The organism is Microbacterium sp. NPDC089696 (assembly GCF_044749125.1).
Lineage (GTDB): Bacteria > Actinomycetota > Actinomycetes > Actinomycetales > Microbacteriaceae > Microbacterium.
In genome coordinates, this window is sequence record NZ_JBIVHF010000003.1 from 180,389 (window position 1) to 202,817 (window position 22,429).

The following is a 22,429-nucleotide window of genomic DNA, read 5'->3' on the forward strand; positions in this document are numbered from 1 at the left end:
ACGGGCTCCGGAGCGGATCAGATCGCGTGGATCAGACGGCGTCGATCAGACGAGCGGTCTCATCGTGCCAGCTCGTGGCGATGCTGCGCAGCTTCTCCTCGTACTTGCGGCCGTGGTGGGCGCAGAAGAGAAGTTCGGAGCCGTTGACCTCGGCCGCGATGTAGGCCTGAGCGCCGCACGAATCGCATCGATCCATCGCGGTCAGGCGGAACTCGACGGCGGAGGTCTCACGTTCTGTCGTTGCGTTCATCTCGGTGCCTCCTATGGTGTCGGGTTCGCTGCTGGGCGTGTTCAATACAACCACGCCCCACCTGTATGCATGCCCGGTTGACGGCGTGTTTCGCTCGGAGCGTACGCGGCGGGCCCGGGGTCGGTGGTCGTGGGGAGTGTCGGCGGACTCCTCGAGCCCGCCGAGAATAGAATCGGAGATTGTGACCGCCGAGTATTCCGCCCATCATCTCCAGGTGCTCGAAGGCCTCGAAGCCGTCCGCAAGCGCCCTGGCATGTACATCGGGTCGAACGGCTCCCCGGGCCTGATGCACTGCCTCTGGGAGATCATCGACAACGCCGTGGACGAGGCCGTCGCCGGCAACGGATCCAAGATCGACGTGATCCTGCACGACGACGGCAGCGTCGAGGTGCACGACAAGGGTCGCGGCATCCCCGTCGACGTCGAACCGCGCACGGGGCTCACCGGCGTCGAGGTCGTCTACACCAAGCTCCACGCCGGCGGGAAGTTCGGCGGCGGCTCCTACGCGGCCTCCGGCGGTCTGCACGGCGTCGGCGCCTCGGTCGTGAACGCTCTGTCGGAGCGTCTCGACGTCGAGGTGGACCGCGGGGGCAAGACCTACGCGATGTCGTTCCACCGCGGCGAGCCCGGCGTCTTCGCGGACACGGGCGAGAAGCGCCCCGACGCCCCGTTCACGCCGTTCGAGCAGAAGAGCGAGCTCCGTGTCATCGGCAAGACGGCGCGCGGTGTCACCGGGACCCGGGTGCGCTATTGGGCCGACCGCCAGATCTTCACGAAGGACGCCGCGTTCCAGCTCGGCGAGCTCGAGACACGAGCTCGCCAGACCGCGTTCCTCGTCCCCGGACTCGAGATCGTCGTCCGCGACGCGCGAGCCGCCGCTGCGCCCGACGGCGAGGGCGTCGCCGAGACGGCGGTGAACGAGACCTCGTACCTGTATGAGGGGGGCATCTCGGAGTTCGTCGAGTTCCTGGCGACAGACGCCCCGGTGACCGACACCTGGCGCATCCAGGGAGAAGGCACCTTCAAGGAGACCGTCCCCGTGCTGCAGGCCGACGGGCACATGGTCGCGACCGAGGTCGAGCGCGTGTGCGCCGTCGACATCGCGATGCGCTGGGGTACCGGATACGACACGATCAGCCGCTCGTTCGTCAACATCATCTCGACCCCCAAGGGCGGCACGCACCAGCAGGGCTTCGAGCAGGAGCTGCTCAAGGTACTGCGCGCGCAGGTGGAGCAGAACGCCCGCCGCCTCAAGGTCGGGGCGAACGACAAGCTGGAGAAGGACGACGTGCTCGCCGGGCTCACCGCGGTGCTCACCGTGAACGTGCCGGAGCCGCAGTTCGAAGGGCAGACGAAGGAGGTGCTCGGCACCCCGGCCGTGCGCCAGATCGTGGCGCAGGTGATCCGCAAGGACCTCGCCGCCCGCTTCTCCTCGACCAAGCGCGACGACAAGAGCCAGGCGACCCAGCTGCTCGACAAGATCGTCGCCGAGATGAAGGCTCGCGTCTCGGCTCGCGCGCACAAGGAGACCCAGCGCCGCAAGAACGCGCTCGAGTCCTCGACGCTCCCGACCAAGCTCGTCGACTGTCGCACGAACGAGGTCGAGCGCAGCGAACTGTTCATCGTCGAGGGCGATTCGGCGCTCGGCACGGCCAAGAACGCGCGCAACAGCGAGTTCCAGGCACTGCTCCCGATCCGCGGCAAGATCCTCAACGTGCAGAAGGCCTCGGTGGGAGACATGCTCTCCAACACCGAATGCGCCTCGATCATCCAGGTGATCGGTGCGGGATCGGGCCGCAGCTTCGACATCGACGCCGCGCGCTACGGCAAGATCATCCTCATGAGCGACGCCGACGTCGACGGCGCGCACATCCGCACGCTGCTGCTCACGCTCTTCTACCGCTACATGCGGCCGCTCATCGAGCACGGGCGCGTCTTCGCGGCCGTGCCGCCGCTGCACCGCGTGATCGTGATCAATCCGGGCTCGAAGCCCAACGAGACGATCTACACCTACAGCGAGCAGGAGATGCACGCGCTGCTCGCCAAGCTCCGCAAGGCCGGCAAGAGGTGGCACGAGCCGATCCAGCGGTACAAGGGTCTCGGCGAGATGGACGCCGAGCAGCTGGCCTCGACGACCATGGATCGCGGCGGGCGATTGCTGCGGCGCGTGCGCATGGAGGATGCCGAGGCAGCCGGGCGCGTGTTCGAGCTGCTGATGGGCAACGAGGTCGCTCCGCGCCGCGAGTTCATCATCGACTCGTCGGACCGGCTGTCCCGCGAGTCGATCGACGCGTGATCGCCGCCCGATAGACGTCGAGCAGCGCCTCACCGTGCGTGGACTGCGCGATGCGGTCGCGTCCGGCGATCGCCGCCGCGCTCATCCGTGTCACGCGCTCGGGGTCATCGCGCAGGGCGGCGAGTGCGCTGGCGAGGCCCTCGGCATCCGGTGAGCCCGTCACGCAACCCGCCCCGTGCGGGACGGTCTCGGCGAGGTCGGGGTCGGTCACGATGACCGGGAGCCCGCTCGCGATCGCCTCGAGGATCACCATGGGCTGGTTGTCGAAGTCGAGAGAGCTCGATACGAGCACGTGCGCCTCTCGCATGGCCTCCAGGACCTGCCACTGCGAGACGCCTCCGTGCACGACGAGACGCCCATCGCCGACGCGGCGCGCGTGTCGAGCCACCACAGCCCTCGACACTCCGTCGCCGACCATGTCAGCCCGGATGCCGGGAGTGCGGCGCACGGCTTCGGCGAAGACCTCGGGACGCTTCTCGGGCGAGAGCCGGCCGCACCACAACACCCGCAGCTCGTCGCCCGACTCGACGCGTCGCGCCGCCGGGGAGCCCACGGCGTCGAGCACCGACGCCTCGATCCCGTTCGACAGCACCGTGAGCGGAGTGGTGACGCCCTGTGCGAGGAGCTTCTGCGCGAAGTGCGACGAGGGAACGATCACGTGGTCGGCGTGATTGGCCTGGCTCACCATGAGTCGCCACATCCGTCGAGCGGTGCGGGTCCGCGTGTACGGCGTCGAGGCATCGAGCCTCGCGCGGTCATGCGGCATCCGGCGTCGGTGCAGCGCCGCGAGGAGCACGGTCGTGATCGACGGCACCGGCAGGACCGCGCGCGTGTACACGTCGATGCGGCCGTGCATGGTCTGCACGACGGGGAGGTCCAGCGCCTGCGCGGCCTCGTACCCGGCGAGCGCGGCGAACATCTCGGTGTGCACGTGCACGACGTCGACGCGCAGGCCGGCGAGTGCCGCCGTGAGCGCGCGGGCGGCGGCTCCGGGCGTCCAGGTGAACGGGTAGTCGTCCGGGGCGAAGCCGCGAGCCGTGGGCAGACGTATGATCTGCGGGTCCGTGCTCGGTGCCGCCAGCGGCGTGCACACCACGACCTCGTGCCCTGCGGCCTCCAGCATCTCTCGGTGGGCTTTGACGACGGTCTGCACGCCGCCGAGCGTCGGCAGGTAGTAGTCGGTGACCATCGCGATGCGCACCCGACCACCATAGGGCGGCTAGGGTGATGACCATGTCCGGAGCCCGTGTACTGGTGACGGGGGCGAGCGGATTCCTCGGCGGCCACGTCGCGCGCGACCTGCAGGAGCACGGGCACGAGGTCTTCGCTGCGGGGCGGCGCGTCGACGCCCTCGCGTCCGTCGCCGACGCGGCCCATCGCATCCCTGGCGACCTGGCCTCGCTGCGGCCTCGCGACCTCGAGGTCGACGCCGTGATCCACTGCGCCGCGCTGTCGACGCCGTGGGGCCCCTGGCGGGCGTTCCACGAGGCGAATGTGCAGGGCACGGCCGACGTGGTGGAGTTCGTGCGTCGCAACCGGGTGCGACGCCTCGTCCACGTCTCGTCGCCGAGCGTGTACGCGGCCGCACGCGACCACGAGCAGATCCGTGAGAACGAGGTCGATCCACGGAACAGGCTCAACGGTTACATCCGCTCGAAGATCGCGGCGGAGGCCCTGCTGCAGGATGCTCACCGCGCGGGGGACGTGGACGAACTGGTGATCGTGCGGCCGCGCGGGCTCATCGGCGTCGGCGACCCGAGCCTCGTGCCGCGCCTCCTCGACGTGCACGCTCGACTCGGGGTGCCCGTCTTCGACGGAGGTCGCACTCTCATCGATGTCACGGCGGTGCAGAACGTCGCGAGCGCGCTGCGGCTCTCCCTCACCCGGGGCGACGCGCGCGGCGGCGTGTACAACATCACGAACGACGATCCCCGCGAGTTCCGCGACCTGCTCGTGCAACTGCTCGGCCTCCTGGGCGAGACGCCGCGCCTCCGCCCTCTGAACCGCCGCCTGGCGTGGGCGGCCGCAGCGACGCTCGAAGGCGTCCACCGGGTGCTGCCGGGGCGGCCGGAGCCGTCGTTCACGCGGTACACGCTCAGCACGATCGCGTTCTCGCAGACGCTCGACATCACACGGGCGAAGGATGAGCTCGGTTATGGCCCTGAAGTCTCGCTCGACGAGGCGCTCGCAGATGTCGCCGCCGACTTGAAGGCTCGATCATGACCGGGCGGCTGCGCCACTACGTGTGCGGCAGCACGACCCACGACGTCGGCGCGCTGTTCCACGGCGGATCGCGCGAGGTGCGGTCGTTCCCCTCCGGGGTGTTCCTGTACGACGGTGACGGCGACCGCCGGGTGCTCTTCGACACCGGGTATGCGACGGGGGAGTGGCGCACCGGATGGCGAGGAGCGGTGTACCGGCGACTGCTGCCGCCCACGGTCGAGGATGCCGACGACATCGCCCGTCAGCTGCGCGACGACGGCGTCGGGCCCGAGTCGGTGACGCAGGTGGTGCTCTCGCACCTGCATCCCGACCATATCGGCGGGGTGAGTCGGTTCTCGAATGCGACGTTCGTGCTGACGGACGGAGTCGAGCGCACGCTGGTCGGTTCGCGTCTGCGCGACGGCGTGCTGCCCGGTCTGCTGCCGGACTGGTTCCCGCAGGCGCGGCGCCGAGTGCTCGGGGATGCCGAGTTCCAGCCCCGTGAGATCGCCGGTGTCTCCCTACCCGCGGTCGATCTCTTCGGAGACGGCTCCTACGTGATCCTCGCTCTGCCCGGGCACGCCGACGGTCACATCGGCGCGCTCGTCGATGGTCGCGTCCTGCTCGCGGGCGACGCCGCATGGGGGAGCGACCTGCTCGACGCCGCCCCACGGCTGCGCGCGATACCGCGCGCAGTGCAGTTCGACGCCGAGGCCTACGCCGACACGGCGCGCACCCTTCGCGCGATCGCCGATGCCGGCATCCGCGTGGTGTGCAGCCATGATCCGCTCGGCGCGAAGGAGCTGCTGACTTGATGTCGACGCTCCGCATCCTTCGCGAGTTCGCCGCTGTGCGGTGGCTGCGCCCGCTGCGCACGCGACCCGCTGTCGAGCGACGCCAACGACGGTTGCTCCAGGCGCATCTGCGCTTCCTGCGGCGTCGATCCCCGTACTTCCGCGCTCTGCTCGCCTCCACATCGTTCGACGACCTTCCGCTCATGGACAAGACCGCGATGATGGCCCACTTCGACGAGATGAACACCGCAGGGGTGCGGCGTGACGACGCTCTCGCGCTCGCGATGGCGAACGAGCGCGCACGCGAGTTCGACGCCGACCTCGGCGACCTCTCCGTCGGGCTCTCGAGCGGTACGAGCGGACACCGCGGCCTCTTCGTCGTGGGCGGTGCCGAGCGGGATGCCTGGGTCGGCGCGGTCCTGGCGCGCACGCTGCCTCGCGGGCGTGCGCTCGGTCACCGGATCGCGCTGTTCCTGCGGGCTGACAACAGCCTGTACGAGTCGGTGGGGTCCCGAGCCGTGTCGTTCCGCTACTTCGACGTGTACGCCGACATGGACGAGAACATCGCCCGGCTGCGCGACTACGCGCCGACGATTCTCGTCGCCCCGCCCTCGGTCCTGCGGCCTATCGCGAGGGCAGCGGATTCCGGCGCCTTCGACGTCGTGCCGCAGAAGGTGTACTCCGTGGCGGAGGTGCTGGAGGTGGCCGACGAACAGCGCATCGCTGCGTCTCTCGGACAGTCCGTGCTGCACCAGCTCTATCAGTGCACCGAGGGGTTCCTCGGGCACACCTGCGAGCGCGGTGTGCTGCACCTCAACGAGGATTCCGTCCTGATCGAGCGGGAGATGCTCGACGCACGCAGGTTCGTGCCCATCGTGACCGACCTGCGGCGGCGAGCTCAGCCGATCATCCGCTACCGCCTCGGCGATGTGCTGCGGCTGCGCGCCGAACCGTGCGAGTGCGGCAGCGCGCTCACGGCTCTCGACCGGATCGAGGGGCGCGAGGGCGACACTCTTCATCTCCGGGGACACGACGGGCGCAGCATCCCGGTGTTCGCCGACCTCGTGTCGCGGGCCCTGCTGTTCGCGGAGGGCTTCGACGAGTACCGCGTCGCCCAGACGGGGGAATCGCGGATCGAGGTCGCGCTCGACGTCATCGACGATCGATCGACGCTCAGCGTCGAGGCGGAGCTGCACCGTCTCGCCGACAGGCTGTCGTGCGAGCGCCCCGAGGTCGTGTTCGTGCCGTACGCTCACGACGGATCGGTGAAACTGCGCCGTGTGGTGCGCGCCTGGGGGGACGGACAGTCATGAGGAACTGCGAGATCGCGGGATGGGGCACGTCTCTGCCCGAGCGCACCGTGCGCTTCGGCGCGGAGACGCGGCACCGGATCGCCGACGATGTCTCCCACCTGGACATGCTGGTGGATGCCGCAGAGCGGGCGCTCGCACACGCCGGCGTCGTCCCGGAGGAGCTCGACCTCGTGCTGGGTGCCTCGGCCGCCGGCATCCAGCCGATCCCGTGCACCGCGGCCCTCGTGCTCGAACGTCTGACCCTGCGCGGGCACGCAGCGGCCTTCGACGTGAACTCGACGTGCACGAGCTTCATCACGGCTCTGGACGTCGCGTCCCGGTACCTCGACGCCGGCGATCACGACACGATCCTCGTGGTGTCGGGCGACGTCGGCTCGCGATTCCTGAACCCCGCGCAGCGCGAGAGCTTCGAGCTGTTCAGCGACGCGGGTGCCGCGGTTGTGCTGCGCCGCACCACCGATCCTGAGCGCGGCGTGATCGCGAGCGCGCAGCGCACCTGGCCGGCCTACGCGCACGACACCGAGATCCGCGGTGGGCTGTCCGGCTCACCCGCGCAGGCGTACGCCGAGGCCGACCCGGCCGACTACCTGTTCGACATGGACGGTCGGCGCGCATTGCTCGGGATGATGCGCGTGCTCCCGGAGTTCTTCGACGCGTTCCACGAGTCCTCGGGCGTCTCACCCGACGACGTCGCCCTCTGGGTGCCGCATCAGGCGTCCGCCGCGCTCGGGCCGATGCTCGACCGCCTCGGAGTGCCCGCGGACCGCCGTATCGACGAGGTGCGGGACTTCGGCAACATGGTCTCCGCGTCGGTGCCCTTCATGCTCGCGCGGGCGCTGGACGCCGGCCGAGTCGGGCGGGGTGACACCGTGATCCTGTGCGGGACGGCCGCGGGTCTCACGGCCAATGTCCTCGCGCTCCGCCTGTGATCCCACGGCCCCGGAGGCGCACTGCGAGGATGGGGCGATGATCGCGATCGTCTCGGCGCCGACCAATCTCGGGTTGCGTCCGCCGGAACCCGGCTCCGTTCCCGGCACGGCCAAGGCGCCGGAGGCGCTCCGCGAGGCCGGTCTGCACGCGGCGCTCCAGTCGGATGGCGCGCGGGACGCCGGAGTCGTGCTGCCCGGCCGATACGTCGATAATCCCTCGCGCGGACCGCTGACCGTGCGGAACCAGGACGCGGTCGTGGATCATGCGCGACGGCTCGCCGCACGGCTCGTCGACATCCGACGCCGCGGTGAGGCGCCCCTCGTGCTGGGCGGGGACTGCAGCCTCGTGATCGCCGCGGGCCTCGCCTCGCGCGTCACCGAGCGCGGCGGCCTGGTCCACGTCGACGGGCACACCGACTTCCGGCATCCGGGCAACAGCTCCTCGATCGGCGCACTCGCGGGAGAGGACCTCGCGGTGGCGCTCGGACGGCACTTGCCCGAGGTCAGCGACATCGACGGTCTCGGCCCGTACTTCGACGCCACGGCCACGGCGCACATCGGATGCCGACGCGACGACGAGCACCTCGACGAGGTCACCGAGACCGTCGCGCTCACGATCCCGGCCGATCGGATCGTGCTGCACGGGGCAGCGCGCGCCGCCGCCGATGTACTCTCGACGCCGGGACTGGAGCGCGGGTTCTGGTTGCAGGTCGACGTCGATGTGCTCGACCCCGAGCACATGCCCGCGGTCGACAGTCCCGATCCCGGCGGGCTCTCGCCGGTCGAGCTCACCCGGCTGTTGAGCGAGCTCGCGCCGCGCGCGTGGGGCGCCTCCGTCACGGTGTTCGATCCCGACCTCGACCCCACAGGAACGCACGCACGTACCGTCTCCGAGATCATCGCGACCGGTCTGCGACACCTCGGAGTCGAGTACGCACGCTGAGGCCCGGCGTCAGACCAAGGACGACGGCAACCGTGAGTCGGATTTGCCGCGTTGCACCGCATCGATCGTCGCGTCAACCGTGAGTTCGCTTGTGTCCAGTCTCAGACCCGGCGAGTTCCACGCATCCTGATCTGCGCGCAGATGCGACCAGGCATCGGCGACCTGCTTGTCGCGCGCGGAGTCCCTGGCAGCGATCGTCGATTCGCCGGCGGTCAACAGCACGAATCGCAGCTCGCCCGGGATCGCGGCGCGGTACGACGCGAGCAGCGCGGGCCAGAGGACCACGTCGGAGATGAACACCTCGAAGCCCTCAGCGGCGAAGTTGGCGGCGAGCACGCACAGGTTCCGGCGCCGAAGTGACAGTTGACGCTCGGATTCCGGTGCGGGTGTTCCGCCGGGCAGGACGAGGCCCGAGACAATGAAGCCCTCACCCACGGCATCCGAATCGAGCAGGACGCCCCGGGGCACCGAGCCGGCCAGCGCGCGAGCCACCGTGGTCTTGCCGACGCCCGGCAGGCCGGACACGATCGTGGTCACGGGGGACATCAGGCGAGCGTGCGCCCGATGCTGCCGATCACGCCGTCGACGGGCTGACCCGAGGCGTCGCGGCGAGCGCCCGCGTCGGGGAGCTTGCGGACTGCGCCCGTCGGATCCACGGCCTGTGCCGGGCCCTGGCCGACCCAGGCGACCGTGAGCCGGTCCTCGCCCTTCAGGAAGGAGTGCGCGCGCACTCCACCGGTCGCGCGGCCCTTTCCGGGGTACTCGGCGAACGAGGAGACCTTGGCACGGCCCGGATCGGTGCCGGGGAGCACGCTCTCGGCGCCGGAGACCGTGGCGACCACGGCGTCCGCGCCCGGGGCGACCGCTCCGAAGAACAGCACGGAGGCGCCGGAGCCGAGCTTGATACCGGCCATACCGCCCGCCGCCGCGCCCTGCGGTCGCACCGTCGACGCCGAGAAGTGCAACAGCTGCGCATCCGTCGTGAGGAACACGAGCTCGGCGTCGTCCGCGGCCTCGGCGGCGCCGACGACGCGGTCGCCGGGCTTCATGCCGATGACCTCGATGTCCGGGCGCACGGGGAGAGCCGACGGCACGAAGCGCTTGACCGTGCCCTGAGCCGTGCCGAGAGCGATCGGGACGTCACTGTCGAAGCGCACGAAGCCGAGGATCCGCTCGCCCTTGGCGGTGACGCCGAGGTAGTCGCGCAGCGGGGTGCCGGCGGCGAGCTGCACGGAGGACGACGGCACGGACGGCAGGTCGACGGGGGAGAAGCGCAGCACGCGCCCCTCCGACGTCAGGGCACCGAGCTCGGCGCGGACCGTCGTCTCGACCGTGGCCAGGATCGCGTCGTGCTTGCTGCGGCGCGCAGGCGTCGTGAGCTCCTGCCCCTCGCCGAGGTCGACGCGCACGGTGCGGCCCGTCGTGGACAGCGCGAGAACGGTCGGGGCGTCGGCGATCTGCAGATCCACGGCGCCCTTGGTGGCACGGGGCTTCGGCGGTGCGGCGTTCATGAGCAGCGTGCGCCGGGGCGTCCCGTACGCGTCGGCCGCGGCGTCCAGCTCCTTCGCGACGGCCGCACGCAGGAGGGCCTCGCTGCCGAGCATCTCCTGCAGCGCCGCGATCTCGGCCCGCAGGGCGTCACGCTCGGTCTCGAGCTCGAGCCGCGAGAACTTGGTGAGGCGACGCAGACGGAGCTCGAGGATGTACTCGGCCTGCGGCTCGCTGAGGTCGAACACCGCTCGCAGCCGGGTGCGCGCCGCCTCGGAGTCGTCGGACGAACGGATGACCTGGATGACCTCGTCGATGTCGAGGATCGCGATGAGCAGGCCCTCCACGAGGTGCAGGCGCTCTTCGCGTCGAGCGAGGCGGTACCGGCTCCGGCGGGTGATGACCTCGAGGCGGTGACCGACGTAGACGCGGAGCATCTCCTTGAGGCCGAGCGTGCGCGGCTGTCCGTCGACGAGGGCGACGTTGTTGATGCTGAAGGAGTCCTCGAGCGGCGTGAGCCGATAGAGCTGGTCGAGCACCGCGTTGGGGTCGAAGCCCGTCTTGATGCCGATCGCCACACGCAGGCCGTGATTGCGGTCGGTGAGGTCGGTGACGTCGCTGATGCCCTGCAGCTTCTTCGACTGCACGGCGTCGCGGATCTTCTCGATCAGCCTCTCGGGCCCGACCATGTACGGCAGTTCGGACACGATGATGCCGGTACGCCGCGGTCCCAGGGGCTCCACCGAGACCTTGCCCCGCACCTTGAGCGCTCCGCGCCCGTTGGTGTAGGCGTCCTTGACTCCGTCGAGACCCATCAGGATGCCGCCGGACGGGAAGTCCGGGCCGGGCACGTACTCCATGAGGTCCTCGGTCGTGGCGTCCGGGTTCTCGAGCAGGTGGGTCGCCGCCGCGACCACCTCGATCAGATTGTGCGGCGCCATGTTGGTCGCCATGCCGACGGCGATGCCGCTCGCGCCGTTGACCAGGAGGTTCGGGAACGCGGCCGGGAGCACGGCGGGCTGCTGGAACTGCCCGTCGTAGTTGGGGATGAAGTCGACGACGTCCTCGTCGAGGTTCTCCGTGAGCGCCATCGCCGGTGAGGCGAGCCGCGCCTCGGTGTAGCGGGCGGCGGCGGGGCCGTCGTCGAGCGAGCCGAAGTTGCCGTGGCCGTCGACGAGCGGCACGCGGAGCGCCCAGTCCTGGGCCAGACGCACGAGTGCGTCGTAGATCGCCGAGTCGCCGTGCGGGTGGAGCTTTCCCATGACCTCGCCGACCACGCGCGCGCTCTTCACGTGTCCGCGGTCGGGGCGCAGGCCCATCTCGGCCATCTGGAAGAGGATGCGTCGCTGCACGGGCTTGAGCCCGTCGCGGGCGTCGGGGAGGGCCCGGGAGTAGATCACGGAGTACGCGTACTCGAGGAACGAGCCCTGCATCTCGCTCTCGAGGTCGATGTCCTGGATTCTCTCCGGTACGAGCTCGGGCGGCGGGGTCTTCGGCATGGGCATCCTGGATGGTGCGAGGCAGAGGGGGGACCGACGCCTGTGTCAGACTGGCTCGGATGTCCCTCATGCTACCGCCCGAGTCTCCCGCAGCTCGGAGCGTCGTCGGGGTGGCGGACGACCTGTTCGCCGCGCTGCGCGGCGAATCGGCCGTGCTGCCGCCCGCGGAATCGGTCGTGCTCGTACTCGTCGACGGGCTCGGCGCGATCGCGCTGCGCGGTCACGCGGGTCACGCTCGCACACTGACCGCCGCGATGGCGAAGAAGGACGTCGCGCATTCCGTGTTCCCGACCACGACGGCAGCCGCCCTGACGAGTCTGCTCACCGGCGCGTGGCCAGGGGAGCACGGCCTCGTCGGATACCGGGTGCTGGACCGCTCCCGGGACGTGCTGGTGAACCAGCTCACGGGGTGGGAGTCGGATGGCCTCGACCCGCTCACCTGGCAGGCGGCGCCCACCGTCTTCGAACGCGCGCGTGCCGACGGACGCCCGTCGTTCGCGATGGGCGTCGCCGCCTACGCGCACAGCGGCTTCACGCGGGCGACGCTGCGCGGCGCGGACTTCGTCGCCGCCCGGACGCCGGCGGAGCGGGTCGAGGCCGCCTACGACCTCGCCGCACGACACCCCGGGGCCTTCGTCTACTGCTACCTGCCCGAGGTCGACAAGGCCGGCCACAAGCACGGTGTCGACTCCCCGCAGTGGATCGCGGCGCTGGAGGAGATCGACGCCGCACTCGCCCTCCGTGTCCCGCCGGGGGTCGGCGTGCTCGTCACCTCGGACCACGGCATGCTCGACGTGCCCGTCCATCGTCAGGTCGTGCTGGAGGCCGAGCACCTCGAGGGCGTGCGCCACGTCGGCGGAGAGCCGCGCATGCTGCACGTGTACGTGGAGCCCGACGCCGACGCCGCGACGATCACCGACCGCTGGCGTCGCGATCTAGAGGGTCTCGCCGACGTCGGCACGAGGGCCGAGGCGGTCACGGCGGGGCTGTTCGGGCCGACGGTGACCGAGTCCGCGGCCGCGCGCATCGGCGACGTGCTCGTCGTGGCCCGCGGCAACGGCGCGATCTACGATGGGACGGCAGCGGATCAGCGCGGCCGCGGCATGATCGGCCAGCACGGAGGACTCACGCCCGAGGAGCGTCAGGTGCCCCTCATCCGCCTCGGCGCGTTCGGGCGCTGATCGCGGTCAGGGCTCCGCGGTCACTCGTCGGTGCGTGCCCCGAAGACGATCTCATCCCACGAGGGCATGGCGTTGCGTCGGCGACGACGGGTGCCGGTGTCGTTCGCGGGCTCGGGCGCGCTCGGCTGCTCGTCCGGCTCGTCGTCCTCGGGCTCCTGCGACTCGAAGGCGTCGAACAGCGCGATCGGGTCGTTGTCGACGTCGTCCGCGGTCTCCTCGAGCAGGGGGGCTGTCTCCCGCTGACCACGGCGACGGCGCAGCGCCTCGAGGAGGTCGGCGGTCTCCGGACTCGTGCTCGACGACTCGGGGGCGCGCTTGATCGCGGCGTCCTGCACCGCGGGTCCGGAGCGCTCGGGGGTCGCCATCTCCTCGGTCTCGACCTCCGGTGACGGGACGAGGCGAGGACCGAAGGCCCCGGAGTCGAAGCGGCTGTCGTCCTTGTACGGCGAGGTCGTGCGCTCCGACTCGACGGCGCGCAGTCGGGGGATCAGACCTTCGGGGAGGGCGCCTTGGCGGGAGAGCTGCGTCGCGTCCGCGTTGAGGGGGGAGAGCGCGCTGCGGCGAGGATCGAAGCTCCAGCGCGCATCGTGGTCGACCTCGTTCGCCGAGAACTCGAGCTTGATGATCCAGCTGCGGTCCTCCTTCCAGCTCGCCCAGCGCTCGTCCGTCGCCTGGACGTCGGCGAGCTTGGCGCGGATCGCGGTGCCGAAGGTGGGCTGCGCGTCGGGCTCGACCTCGCTGCCGATGAGCACGGGGACCGCGAGGGCCTGTCCGATCACGTGCTCACGCTCGGCGAGGACGGGACCTTCGAAGCGGATGACGTCGTCGACGTCGATGCCGAGCAGCTCGGCGACCTCCGCGGCGGTGAGCCCGGCGCGGATCTGGGCCTGGATGTCGCGGGGACTCGCGGCGAGTCGTTGCGCGGAGGGCTCGCTCTGGCGCGTCGCCCGACGGATCTCACGGTGCAGCACGTCGTCGATGGGCAGCGAGAAGCGCTCGCCCGACTCGGTCGCGAGTACGAGGACTCCTGATTCTGTGCCGACGATGGTGACGTTTTCCATGCGAATGCCCCTCTGATGGGTGTGCGTTCATGGTGTCACGCGGCACCCTCCAGAACCGGGAATACTCTGGGCGCGCCGTGAGTTTGGTCTGTCGCGCCCACGGGCATTTGCTTATTCACCCGAGGTCGTGCAAACTATGGCCGCCGATTACCCCGACGGCGCACCACCCACTCGCATGAAAGTGGAGATTCTCCATATGGCAACCGACTACGACGCTCCCCGCAAGAGTGAAGACGACTCCGAGTCGATCGAAGCCCTCAAGGAGCGTGTGCCGGACAAGAACTCCGGCTCCACGGGAGACGAGGACGCGGACAACCCGTCCAGCTTCGACCTCCCCGGAGCCGACCTGTCCGACCTCGAGCTCGATGTCGTCGTGCTGCCCGCGCAGCAGGACGAGTTCACGTGCATGAGCTGCTTCCTGGTGAAGCACCGCTCGCAGCTCGACCACGAGGGGGCTTCCGGCCCCATCTGCAAGGAGTGCGCTGCCTGAGCGCATCCCGAACGAGACGTACGCGCCCCGGACCACGGTCAGGGGCGCGTTGTCGTATCCGGATGCCGCGGCGCGGTCCCTCCCGTCAGCGCCGGGCGTGACGGATCGCGGCGGCGAGGCGCTCGGGCGTGCGGGACGAGATCGTCCACGTGTCGACGGGGTCGTCCTGGTCGGTGTTCGGCACGACCACCACGCCGTCGATCCCGCCGCGGATCAGGTGCCAGCCGCGCGCCGGCAGGCCGGGGCCTCGTGCCTGGCGCGCGTCCTCGCCCGTGAGTGCGACCGGTTCGCCGAGGTGACGGACGTCGATGTGGGCGCGGCCCGCGCGGAGCTCGCCGTCGTCGACGGACACCACGGGCGTCAGTGCGATCGCGGCGACCACCAGCAGCGCCGACACGGCGGCGCCGACGACGAGGGCGACGGTCGAGCCGACGGGGACGAAGATCAGCGCGACCATGGGGCCGGCGAGGGCGACGGTCACGAGGAGCCAGAGGCTCGGCGAGAGCCGCTCGCGGTAGCGGGCACGTGTCTCGGGTGCGGTGTTCTGCATTAGCCTCATGGGGTGACTGATTCCGTTGATGTCCCCATTATCGCGTCTGTCGTTCCCGGATACGCCCACCCGGGCGACGCCGGTGCCGATCTGGTCGCCGCGGAGGCCGTGCATCTCGGCCCGGGGGAGCGTGCTCTGGTCGCGACCGGTGTGCGCATCGCGCTGCCCGACGGCTACGCCGCCTTCGTGGTGCCGCGCAGCGGTCTCGCGGCGAAGCACGGCATCTCGATCGTGAACTCGCCCGGCACGGTCGACGCCGGCTACCGCGGCGAGATCAAGGTGAGTCTGATCAACACCGACATCCGCAACGCGTACGATGTGGCCGTCGGCGACCGCATCGCGCAGCTGATCGTCATGCCCGTGACGCGTGCCACGTTCATCCCGGTCGAGGAGCTGCCGGAGAGCGTGCGCGGCGAGGGTGGCTTCGGTTCGACCGGCTACCAGGCAGGACACCACACGAACCCGGCAGGACAGAGCAATGACTGACAACAGCGAGATCCCCTCCAAGGCCGCGCCCGAGAACCGCGCCACCGACGGCCCGTTCGACGACTCCGAGGCGAACCCCGTCCGGCCGTACATCGACCTCGGCGGCATCAAGATCCTCCCGCGCGAGGGTCTCAACCTGCGCCTCGAGGTCGAGGAGCAGACCAAGCGCATCGTCGCCGTCGGCCTCGACTACGCGGACTCCTCGTTGCAGGTGCAGCCGTTCGCGGCGCCGCGCTCCGGTGGTCTGTGGGACGAGACGCGCGTGCAGCTGCGCGACCAGGTGCGCTCCCAGGGCGGCCGCGTCGAGGAGCGCGACGGTCCTCTCGGCAAGGAGCTCCTCGCCGAGGTGCCGGCGCCGGCGAGCGAGGGCTCCGAGCTGCGGCTCGCCCGCTTCATCGGCATCGACGGTCCGCGGTGGTTCCTGCGCGGCGTGATCGGCGGGGCTGCGGCATCCGACCTCGACGCCGCCGCGAAGGTGGAGGATCTCTTCCGCTCGATCGTCGTGGTGCGCGGTGGGGCCCCGATGCCTCCGCGCGACCTCATCCCGCTCAAGATGCCCGCCACGCCGTGAGCACCCCGTTGACGCCGCCGTCGCCCGAGCCGGGGCGCGAGCAGAGCACCTCCGAGATCCTGGGGGCTGCGCTCGGCGGAGCAGCCCGGCGCGCCGGGCTCGACCCGTCCGAGAGCGGCGCGACCCACAGGGTCGTCTGGTCCGCCATGGGCGGATGGCGCGGCATCCTCGAATCGGTGCTCCCGAGTCTCGCGTTCGTGATCCTGTTCACGATCAGCCCGGAGCCGCTGATCCTCTCGCTCGGCGTGTCCGTCGGCATCGCGGCGATCTTCACGATCGTGCGCCTCGTCCAGAAGTCTCCGCCGTCCGCGGCGATCGGCGGTCTCGTCGCGGCTGCCGCCGCGGCGGCCCTCGCGCTGTTCACCGGCCGGGGTGCCGACAACTTCGTCCCCGGGCTCATCACGAACGCCGCCTACGGCACCGCCATGCTCGTCTCGGCGCTGATCGGCTGGTCGCTGATCGGCCTGGCCGTCGGCTTCCTCATGGGGGACGGCACGGCCTGGCGTCAGGATCGCCGCAAGCGCCGGGCCTTCCTGTGGCTCGGGATCGCGTGGGCCGCGCTCTTCTTCGCCCGACTCGCCGTGCAGCTCCCGCTCTATCTCGCGAACGAGGTCGCGGTGCTCGGCACGCTCAAGCTCATCATGGGGCTGCCGCTCTTCGCCCCGCTCATCGCCGTCACCTGGCTGGTCGTCCGCGCGCTCTATCCGCGCACGCCGGATGCCGGAGCACCCGCGAAGTCGTGATAGATTTATCTTGACATCAAGATAAATTGCAGGCTTCCGCCCGGCGGTCGAGCGGAGCAGACTGGTTAGGTCTGCCTTGCTAGCCGCAGAGGCTCGCTGGCGAGCAAGATGGAGGCGCCTGTCGCTCCCATCCGAATAGAAGGAGACGGATTCGTGTCCACGGTGAACAGCTTCGGTGCCCAGAGCACCCTGACGGTCGGCAGCACCGACTACGAGATCTTCCGCATCGACACGGTGCCCGGTTTCGACAAGCTCCCCTTCAGCCTCAAGGTCCTCCTCGAGAACCTGCTGCGCACCGAGGACGGCGCGAACGTCACCAAGGCGCAGATCGAGGCCCTCGGATCGTGGGATGCCGCAGCCGAGCCCAACACCGAGATCCAGTTCACGCCCGCGCGCGTGGTCATGCAGGACTTCACCGGCGTGCCCTGCATCGTCGACCTCGCCACCATGCGCGAGGCCGTCACGGCCCTCGGCGGCGACGCGAACAAGATCAACCCGCTCTCTCCCGCCGAGATGGTCATCGACCACTCGGTCATCGCCGACCTCTTCGGCTCCGAGAACGCCCTCGAGCGCAACGTCGAGATCGAGTACGAGCGCAACGGCGAGCGGTACCAGTTCCTCCGCTGGGGCCAGACGGCGTTCAGCGACTTCAAGGTCGTCCCGCCGGGGACCGGCATCGTGCACCAGGTGAACATCGAGCACCTGGCCAAGGTCATCTACGACCGGAACGTCGACGGCGTGCTCCGCGCGTACCCCGACACCTGCGTCGGCACCGACTCGCACACCACCATGGTCAACGGCCTCGGTGTGCTCGGCTGGGGCGTCGGCGGCATCGAGGCTGAGGCCGCGATGCTCGGCCAGCCCGTGTCGATGCTCATCCCGCGCGTCGTCGGCTTCAAGCTGTCGGGTGAGATCCCCGCCGGCGTCACCGCGACCGACGTCGTGCTCACGATCACCGACATGCTGCGCCAGCACGGCGTGGTCGGCAAGTTCGTCGAGTTCTACGGCGAGGGCGTCGCCTCGGTGCCGCTCGCGAACCGCGCGACCATCGGCAACATGTCGCCGGAGTTCGGCTCCACGGCCGCGATGTTCCCCATCGACGACGTCACGCTCGACTACCTGCGCCTCACCGGCCGCAGCGAGGAGGCCGTCGCGCTCGTCGAGGCCTACGCCAAGGAGCAGACGCTCTGGCACGACGCCTCGAAGGAGCCCGTGTTCAGCGAGTACCTCGAGCTCGACCTCGGCACGGTCGTGCCGTCGATCGCCGGCCCGAAGCGTCCGCAGGACCGCATCCTCCTCTCCGAGGCCAAGTCGCAGTTCGAGCAGGACATCCTGAACTACGCCACCGCCTCGACCTCGGACGACGTCGTCGACCTCGAGTCGAAGCACTCGTTCCCTGCGTCCGACCCCGGCAACGTCCCGGGCGAGGAGGAGCCGCGCACCACGCGCCCCGTGCACATCAACAGCGGAGCGCCGGTCAACGCCTCGAACCCGGTGCCCGTCACCACGCCCGCGGGGGAGAAGTACATCCTCGACAACGGCGCGGTCACGCTCGCGGCCATCACGTCGTGCACCAACACGTCGAACCCCTCGGTCATGATCGCGGCCGGCCTCGTGGCCCGCAAGGCGCTCGAGAAGGGCCTGAAGCAGAAGCCGTGGGTCAAGACCACGCTCGGCCCGGGCTCGAAGGTCGTCACGGACTACTACGAGAAGTCCGGCCTCGACAAGGACCTCGAGGGCCTCGGCTTCTACACGGTCGGCTACGGCTGCACGATCTGCATCGGAAACTCCGGACCGCTGATCGAAGAGGTCTCCGAGGCGATCAACTCGCACGACCTCGCCGTCACAGCGGTGCTCTCGGGCAACCGCAACTTCGAGGGCCGCATCAGCCCCGACGTGAAGATGAACTACCTCGCGAGCCCGCCCCTCGTGATCGCGTACGCGCTGGCCGGGTCGATGCATTTCGACTTCGAGAACGACGCGCTCGGTCAGGGGTCCGACGGTCAGGACGTGTTCCTCAAGGACATCTGGCCGACGCCCGACGAGGTGCAGGAGATCGTCGACTCGTCGATCTCTCGCGAGCAGTTCATCAAGCAGTACGCGACCGTCTTCGACGGCGACGAGCGCTGGCGCAGCCTGCCCACGCCGGAGGACGACACCTTCCAGTGGGACGAGCACTCGACGTACGTGCGCAAGGCGCCCTACTTCGACGGCATGAAGATGGAGCTCACCCCGGTGAAGGACATCGAGGGTGCGCGCGTCATGGCGACGCTCGGCGACTCGGTCACCACCGACCACATCTCGCCCGCCGGCAACATCAAGCCCGGCACGCCGGCCGCGCAGTACCTCACGGAGCACGGCGTCGACCGCAAGGACTTCAACTCCTTCGGCTCGCGCCGCGGCAACCACGAAGTCATGATCCGCGGCACGTTCGCGAACATCCGTCTGAAGAACGTCATGGTCTCGGCCGTCAACGACGGCCAGGTCGTGGAGGGCGGCTACACGCGCGACTTCACGCAGCCCGGCGGCCCGCAGTCGTACATCTACGACGCGAGCATGAACTACCAGGCGCAGGGCACCCCGCTCGTGATCTTCGGCGGCAAGGAGTACGGCTCCGGCTCGTCGCGCGACTGGGCGGCCAAGGGCACGAGCCTGCTGGGCGTCAAGGCGGTCATCACCGAGAGCTTCGAGCGCATCCACCGCTCCAACCTCATCGGCATGGGCGTCGTCCCGCTGCAGTTCCCCGCGGGCGAGAGCTGGGAGTCGCTGGGTCTCGACGGCGCCGAGGTCGTCTCGATCACGGGTCTCGAGGAGCTCAACGAGGGCGTGACCCCGAAGACCGTGCACGTCACCGCGACCCCGAGCGAGAACTCGCCGGAGGGCAAGCAGGCCGTCGAGTTCGACGCGGTCGTGCGCATCGACACCCCCGGTGAGGCGGACTACTACCGCAACGGCGGCATCCTGCAGTACGTGCTGCGTTCGCTGGTCTGAATCCACTGACGAGAGGGACCCGGTTCTCCCGAACCGGGTCCCTCTCCGCGTGTCAAGGGGCATCCGCCCTCCGGCCCTTCCTCACCTGTGCGAGGTAGGATCGATCACGCATCCGGACATGAGACGGATGCACCCGACGACGCCCCACAGGAGGTGCAGATGCCCATTCTTCGGAGCATCTCAGGACCGCGTGACCTCGACTCCCTGTCTGAGGATCAGCTCGTCGAGCTCGCCGGGGAGATCCGGGAATTCCTCGTGGAGAACGTGTCCCGCACCGGCGGGCACCTGGGCCCGAACCTCGGCGTCGTCGAGCTCACGATCGCTCTGCACCGCGTGTTCTCCTCGCCCGATGACCCGTTCATCTTCGACACCGGACACCAGTCGTACGTGCACAAGCTCCTCACGGGGCGTCAGGACTTCTCGTCGCTGCGTCTGCGCGGCGGGCTGGCCGGCTACCCGCAGCGCGGCGAGAGCGCGCACGACGTCGTCGAGTCCTCGCACGCGTCGAGCTCGCTGAGCTGGGCCGACGGCGTGTCCCGGGCCCTCACCGCCACGGGACGCGCCGACCGGCACGTCGTCGCCGTCGTGGGTGACGGCGCCCTCACCGGCGGCATGACGTGGGAGGCGCTCAACAACATCTCCGACGACAACGACCGCAACCTCGTCATCGTCGTCAACGACAACGGGCGCTCCTACGCGCCGACCATCGGCGGCATGTCGCGCTACCTGAACCGGGTGCGCACGGCCGCGGCGTACAAGGATCTGCACCAGAAGTCGGATCGCTTCTTCCGCGCCTTCGGCCCCGTCGGGCGCGCCGTGTTCCGCGGGGTGCGCGGTGGCACGCACGGGTTCCTGTCGCGCTTCACCAACAACGAGGCGCTGTATTCCAATCTCGACATCAAGTACCTCGGTCCGGTCGACGGGCACGATCTCCCCGCCCTGATCGAGACGCTCGAACTCGCGAAGTCGTTCGGCGCCCCGGTGATCGTGCACGCGATCACCGAGAAGGGGCGCGGATACCAGCCCGCCCGCGACGACGAGGCCGATCAGTTCCATGCCGTCGGACGCATCGACCCCACGACCGGCGAGACGCTGTCGTCGGGCGGCCGCGGCTGGACCGACGTGTTCTCCGACGCGCTCGTCTCGGTGGGGGAGCGTCGCTCCGACGTGATCGCCATGACCGCGGCGATGCTCCGGCCCACAGGCCTCGCCCCCTTCGCCGAGCGCTTCCCCGACCGCGTGTACGACGTCGGCATCGCCGAGCAGCACGCGGTGGCCTCGGCGGCCGGCCTCGCGTTCGGCGGACTGCACCCCGTGGTCGCGCTGTACGCGACGTTCATGAACCGTGCGTTCGATCAGGTGCTCATGGACGTGGCGCTGCATCGCGCCGGAGTCACCTTCGTGCTCGACCGCGCCGGCGTGACCGGTCCGGACGGACCGAGCCACCACGGCATGTGGGACCTCGCGATGCTGCAGATCGTCCCGCACATCCGGATCGCGGCCCCTCGTGATGCCGTGCGGCTGCAGGAGGCCCTCGACGAGGCCGTGCTCGTTGAGGATGCTCCGACGGTGATCCGCTTCCCGAAGGGAGACGTCGCGCCGGAGCTGCCCGCGATCGACCGCCTCCACGACGGCGTGGACGTGCTGGCCCGCGGTGAGACCGAGGACGTCCTGATCGTCGGCATCGGTCCGTTCGCGGCTCTCGCGGTGGACGTCGCCGAACGCCTTCGCGCACAGGGCATCGGCGCGACGGTGATCGATCCGCGCTGGGCGATCCCCGTGCAGCCCTCGATCGTCGAGCTGGCGGCGCGTCACCGTCTCGTGATCACGCTGGAGGACGGCATCCGTGTCGGCGGTGTCGGCACGCGCGTGCGTCAGGTGCTCCGCGAAGCGGGGATCGACACCGCCGTGGACGAGCTGGGACTGCCGGACGAGTTCATCGACCACGCATCGCGTGACCAGATCCTCGCGGACGCCGGTCTCACGGCGTCGAAGATCGCCCAGGACGTCGTCGCGCAGGTGCTCGGCACCCGCATCCCGATGGCGCGTCAGTCCGGTGAGACCGGCGCGATCGAGTTCCCGCTGCACGAGCGCGGCTGATCAGGGACGGATCGGGCGTCGCGGCGGACGGCGTTCCGCGCCGTGATCCACCACCCGAGCGGGGTCGCGACCGCGACGGCGATCGCCGGTGTCACCAGGAACAGCTCCCCGGGGCCGAAGGCGGTGAGCCCCGAGAACGCCCCGGCGAACGCGAGGTAGACCGCGGCGACGGCCGTTCCCAGCAGTGTGAACGCGACGAGGTGCACGGCCTGGGAGCGGACGCCGCGCAGAGCGAGTCCGACGGGCCACGCCAGCAGCACCCCTAACGGCACGAGCAGGAGTGCGATCAGAGCGGCGAAGAGGGTGACGACGAACAGCAGGAAGAGGAACTGCAGCGCGGTGTCGCTGATCGGGACCACCGACCCACGGATGTAGACGAGCATGTTCACCCCGATGCACACGGGGAGGAGACCGGCGAACAGTGCCCAGGTGGTCAGTCCGCCTCGCCAGAGATCGTCGCGGGTGAACGCCATCGGGTGCTCGGCGGTGCGCACCGCATCGACCCTCAGGTCGCCGCGTGCGCGCCCTTCTCCGGTCATGTC

The 22,429-nt window shown here is 69.9% G+C and carries 20 protein-coding genes; 13 read left to right on the forward strand and 7 right to left on the reverse strand.

The genetic code is table 11. The annotated features are described in order from the left end of the window. Positions 1-31: 31 nt before the first annotated feature. A complete protein-coding gene (locus ACIPY8_RS17290) occupies positions 32-250 on the reverse strand; it encodes a hypothetical protein (RefSeq protein WP_050720867.1) in 219 nt (72 codons plus the stop codon). Between the two features lie 181 nt (positions 251-431). Between ACIPY8_RS17290 and ACIPY8_RS17295 the strand changes: the two genes are divergently transcribed. Continuing rightward, a complete protein-coding gene (locus tag ACIPY8_RS17295) occupies positions 432-2,546 on the forward strand; it encodes a type IIA DNA topoisomerase subunit B (RefSeq protein ID WP_400820847.1) in 2,115 nt (704 codons plus the stop codon). Here the strand turns inward: ACIPY8_RS17295 and ACIPY8_RS17300 are convergent. Beyond that, positions 2,500-3,747 (reverse strand): glycosyltransferase, encoded by a 1,248-nt coding sequence (locus ACIPY8_RS17300; protein WP_400820850.1) that lies wholly within the window; start codon positions 3,745-3,747, stop codon positions 2,500-2,502. The genes ACIPY8_RS17295 and ACIPY8_RS17300 overlap by 47 nt on opposite strands. 32 nt (positions 3,748-3,779) lie before the next feature. Here ACIPY8_RS17300 and ACIPY8_RS17305 point away from each other — a divergent pair, with 32 nt between their 5' ends. Genes ACIPY8_RS17305 through ACIPY8_RS17325 form a run of 5 tightly spaced genes read left to right on the forward strand, consistent with a single transcriptional unit; the run spans position 3,780 to position 8,727 of the window. After that, positions 3,780-4,769 carry an NAD-dependent epimerase/dehydratase family protein gene (locus ACIPY8_RS17305; protein WP_400820852.1) on the forward strand — a complete coding sequence of 330 codons (990 nt, stop codon included), beginning with the start codon at positions 3,780-3,782 and terminating at the stop codon, positions 4,767-4,769. Next, positions 4,766-5,563 carry an MBL fold metallo-hydrolase gene (locus tag ACIPY8_RS17310; protein WP_400820855.1) on the forward strand — a complete coding sequence of 266 codons (798 nt, stop codon included), beginning with the start codon at positions 4,766-4,768 and terminating at the stop codon, positions 5,561-5,563. The genes ACIPY8_RS17305 and ACIPY8_RS17310 overlap by 4 nt, the downstream gene beginning before the upstream one ends. Beyond that, the gene (locus tag ACIPY8_RS17315) at positions 5,563-6,855 is read left to right on the forward strand and encodes a F390 synthetase-related protein (RefSeq protein ID WP_400820857.1); all 1,293 of its coding nucleotides are present in this window, start codon (positions 5,563-5,565) and stop codon (positions 6,853-6,855) included. Before ACIPY8_RS17310 ends, ACIPY8_RS17315 begins: the two co-directional genes overlap by 1 nt. After that, entirely contained in the window at positions 6,852-7,784 is a 933-nt protein-coding gene (locus ACIPY8_RS17320; protein ID WP_400820860.1) for a 3-oxoacyl-ACP synthase III family protein, read from the forward strand. The genes ACIPY8_RS17315 and ACIPY8_RS17320 overlap by 4 nt, the downstream gene beginning before the upstream one ends. A gap of 37 nt (positions 7,785-7,821) precedes the next feature. Further along, positions 7,822-8,727, forward strand: a complete 906-nt coding sequence (locus ACIPY8_RS17325) for an arginase family protein (RefSeq protein ID WP_400820863.1) — start codon at positions 7,822-7,824, stop codon at positions 8,725-8,727. 9 nt (positions 8,728-8,736) lie between these two features. Here ACIPY8_RS17325 and ACIPY8_RS17330 read toward each other — a convergent pair whose 3' ends face one another. Further along, positions 8,737-9,273, reverse strand: coding sequence for an AAA family ATPase (locus tag ACIPY8_RS17330; RefSeq protein ID WP_400820865.1), 537 nt, complete (start codon positions 9,271-9,273; stop codon positions 8,737-8,739). Then, positions 9,273-11,714 carry a DNA topoisomerase (ATP-hydrolyzing) subunit A gene (locus tag ACIPY8_RS17335; RefSeq protein ID WP_400820867.1) on the reverse strand — a complete coding sequence of 814 codons (2,442 nt, stop codon included), beginning with the start codon at positions 11,712-11,714 and terminating at the stop codon, positions 9,273-9,275. Before ACIPY8_RS17335 ends, ACIPY8_RS17330 begins: the two co-directional genes overlap by 1 nt. Before the next feature lie 59 nt (positions 11,715-11,773). Between ACIPY8_RS17335 and ACIPY8_RS17340 the strand changes: the two genes are divergently transcribed. Continuing rightward, positions 11,774-12,895, forward strand: coding sequence for an alkaline phosphatase family protein (locus tag ACIPY8_RS17340; protein ID WP_400820869.1), 1,122 nt, complete (start codon positions 11,774-11,776; stop codon positions 12,893-12,895). A 20-nt stretch (positions 12,896-12,915) separates the two neighbouring features. Here the strand turns inward: ACIPY8_RS17340 and sepH are convergent, their stop codons facing one another. Further along, entirely contained in the window at positions 12,916-13,956 is a 1,041-nt protein-coding gene (gene sepH / locus ACIPY8_RS17345) for a septation protein SepH (RefSeq protein WP_400820871.1), read from the reverse strand. Between the two features lie 196 nt (positions 13,957-14,152). Between sepH and ACIPY8_RS17350 the strand changes: the two genes are divergently transcribed. Continuing rightward, complete coding sequence (locus ACIPY8_RS17350) at positions 14,153-14,446, forward strand: DUF4193 domain-containing protein (RefSeq protein WP_400820874.1); 294 nt, start codon at positions 14,153-14,155, stop codon at positions 14,444-14,446. An 85-nt stretch (positions 14,447-14,531) separates the two neighbouring features. On the opposite strand, the gene ACIPY8_RS17355 is transcribed toward ACIPY8_RS17350, so the two are convergent. Beyond that, entirely contained in the window at positions 14,532-14,996 is a 465-nt protein-coding gene (locus ACIPY8_RS17355) for a DUF3093 domain-containing protein (protein ID WP_400820876.1), read from the reverse strand. A 12-nt stretch (positions 14,997-15,008) separates the two neighbouring features. On the opposite strand from ACIPY8_RS17355, the gene dut reads away from it, so the two are divergent. The 5 genes from dut to dxs all read left to right on the forward strand — a co-directional run bounded on the left by dut (position 15,009) and on the right by dxs (position 21,887). Continuing rightward, positions 15,009-15,482, forward strand: a complete 474-nt coding sequence (gene dut, locus ACIPY8_RS17360) for a dUTP diphosphatase (RefSeq protein WP_400820879.1) — start codon at positions 15,009-15,011, stop codon at positions 15,480-15,482. Continuing rightward, positions 15,475-16,053 carry a DUF3710 domain-containing protein gene (locus ACIPY8_RS17365; protein ID WP_400820881.1) on the forward strand — a complete coding sequence of 193 codons (579 nt, stop codon included), beginning with the start codon at positions 15,475-15,477 and terminating at the stop codon, positions 16,051-16,053. The genes dut and ACIPY8_RS17365 overlap by 8 nt, the downstream gene beginning before the upstream one ends. Then, the gene (locus tag ACIPY8_RS17370) at positions 16,050-16,796 is read left to right on the forward strand and encodes a DUF3159 domain-containing protein (RefSeq protein ID WP_400820884.1); all 747 of its coding nucleotides are present in this window, start codon (positions 16,050-16,052) and stop codon (positions 16,794-16,796) included. The genes ACIPY8_RS17365 and ACIPY8_RS17370 overlap by 4 nt, the downstream gene beginning before the upstream one ends. A gap of 108 nt (positions 16,797-16,904) precedes the next feature. Further along, positions 16,905-19,787 carry an aconitate hydratase gene (locus ACIPY8_RS17375; RefSeq protein ID WP_400820886.1) on the forward strand — a complete coding sequence of 961 codons (2,883 nt, stop codon included), beginning with the start codon at positions 16,905-16,907 and terminating at the stop codon, positions 19,785-19,787. 159 nt (positions 19,788-19,946) lie between these two features. Beyond that, positions 19,947-21,887, forward strand: coding sequence for a 1-deoxy-D-xylulose-5-phosphate synthase (gene dxs, locus ACIPY8_RS17380; protein ID WP_400820888.1), 1,941 nt, complete (start codon positions 19,947-19,949; stop codon positions 21,885-21,887). Here dxs and ACIPY8_RS17385 read toward each other — a convergent pair. Next, entirely contained in the window at positions 21,836-22,426 is a 591-nt protein-coding gene (locus ACIPY8_RS17385) for a hypothetical protein (RefSeq protein WP_400820891.1), read from the reverse strand. The two genes, dxs and ACIPY8_RS17385, sit on opposite strands and share 52 nt — an antisense overlap. Positions 22,427-22,429 lie beyond the last annotated feature (3 nt).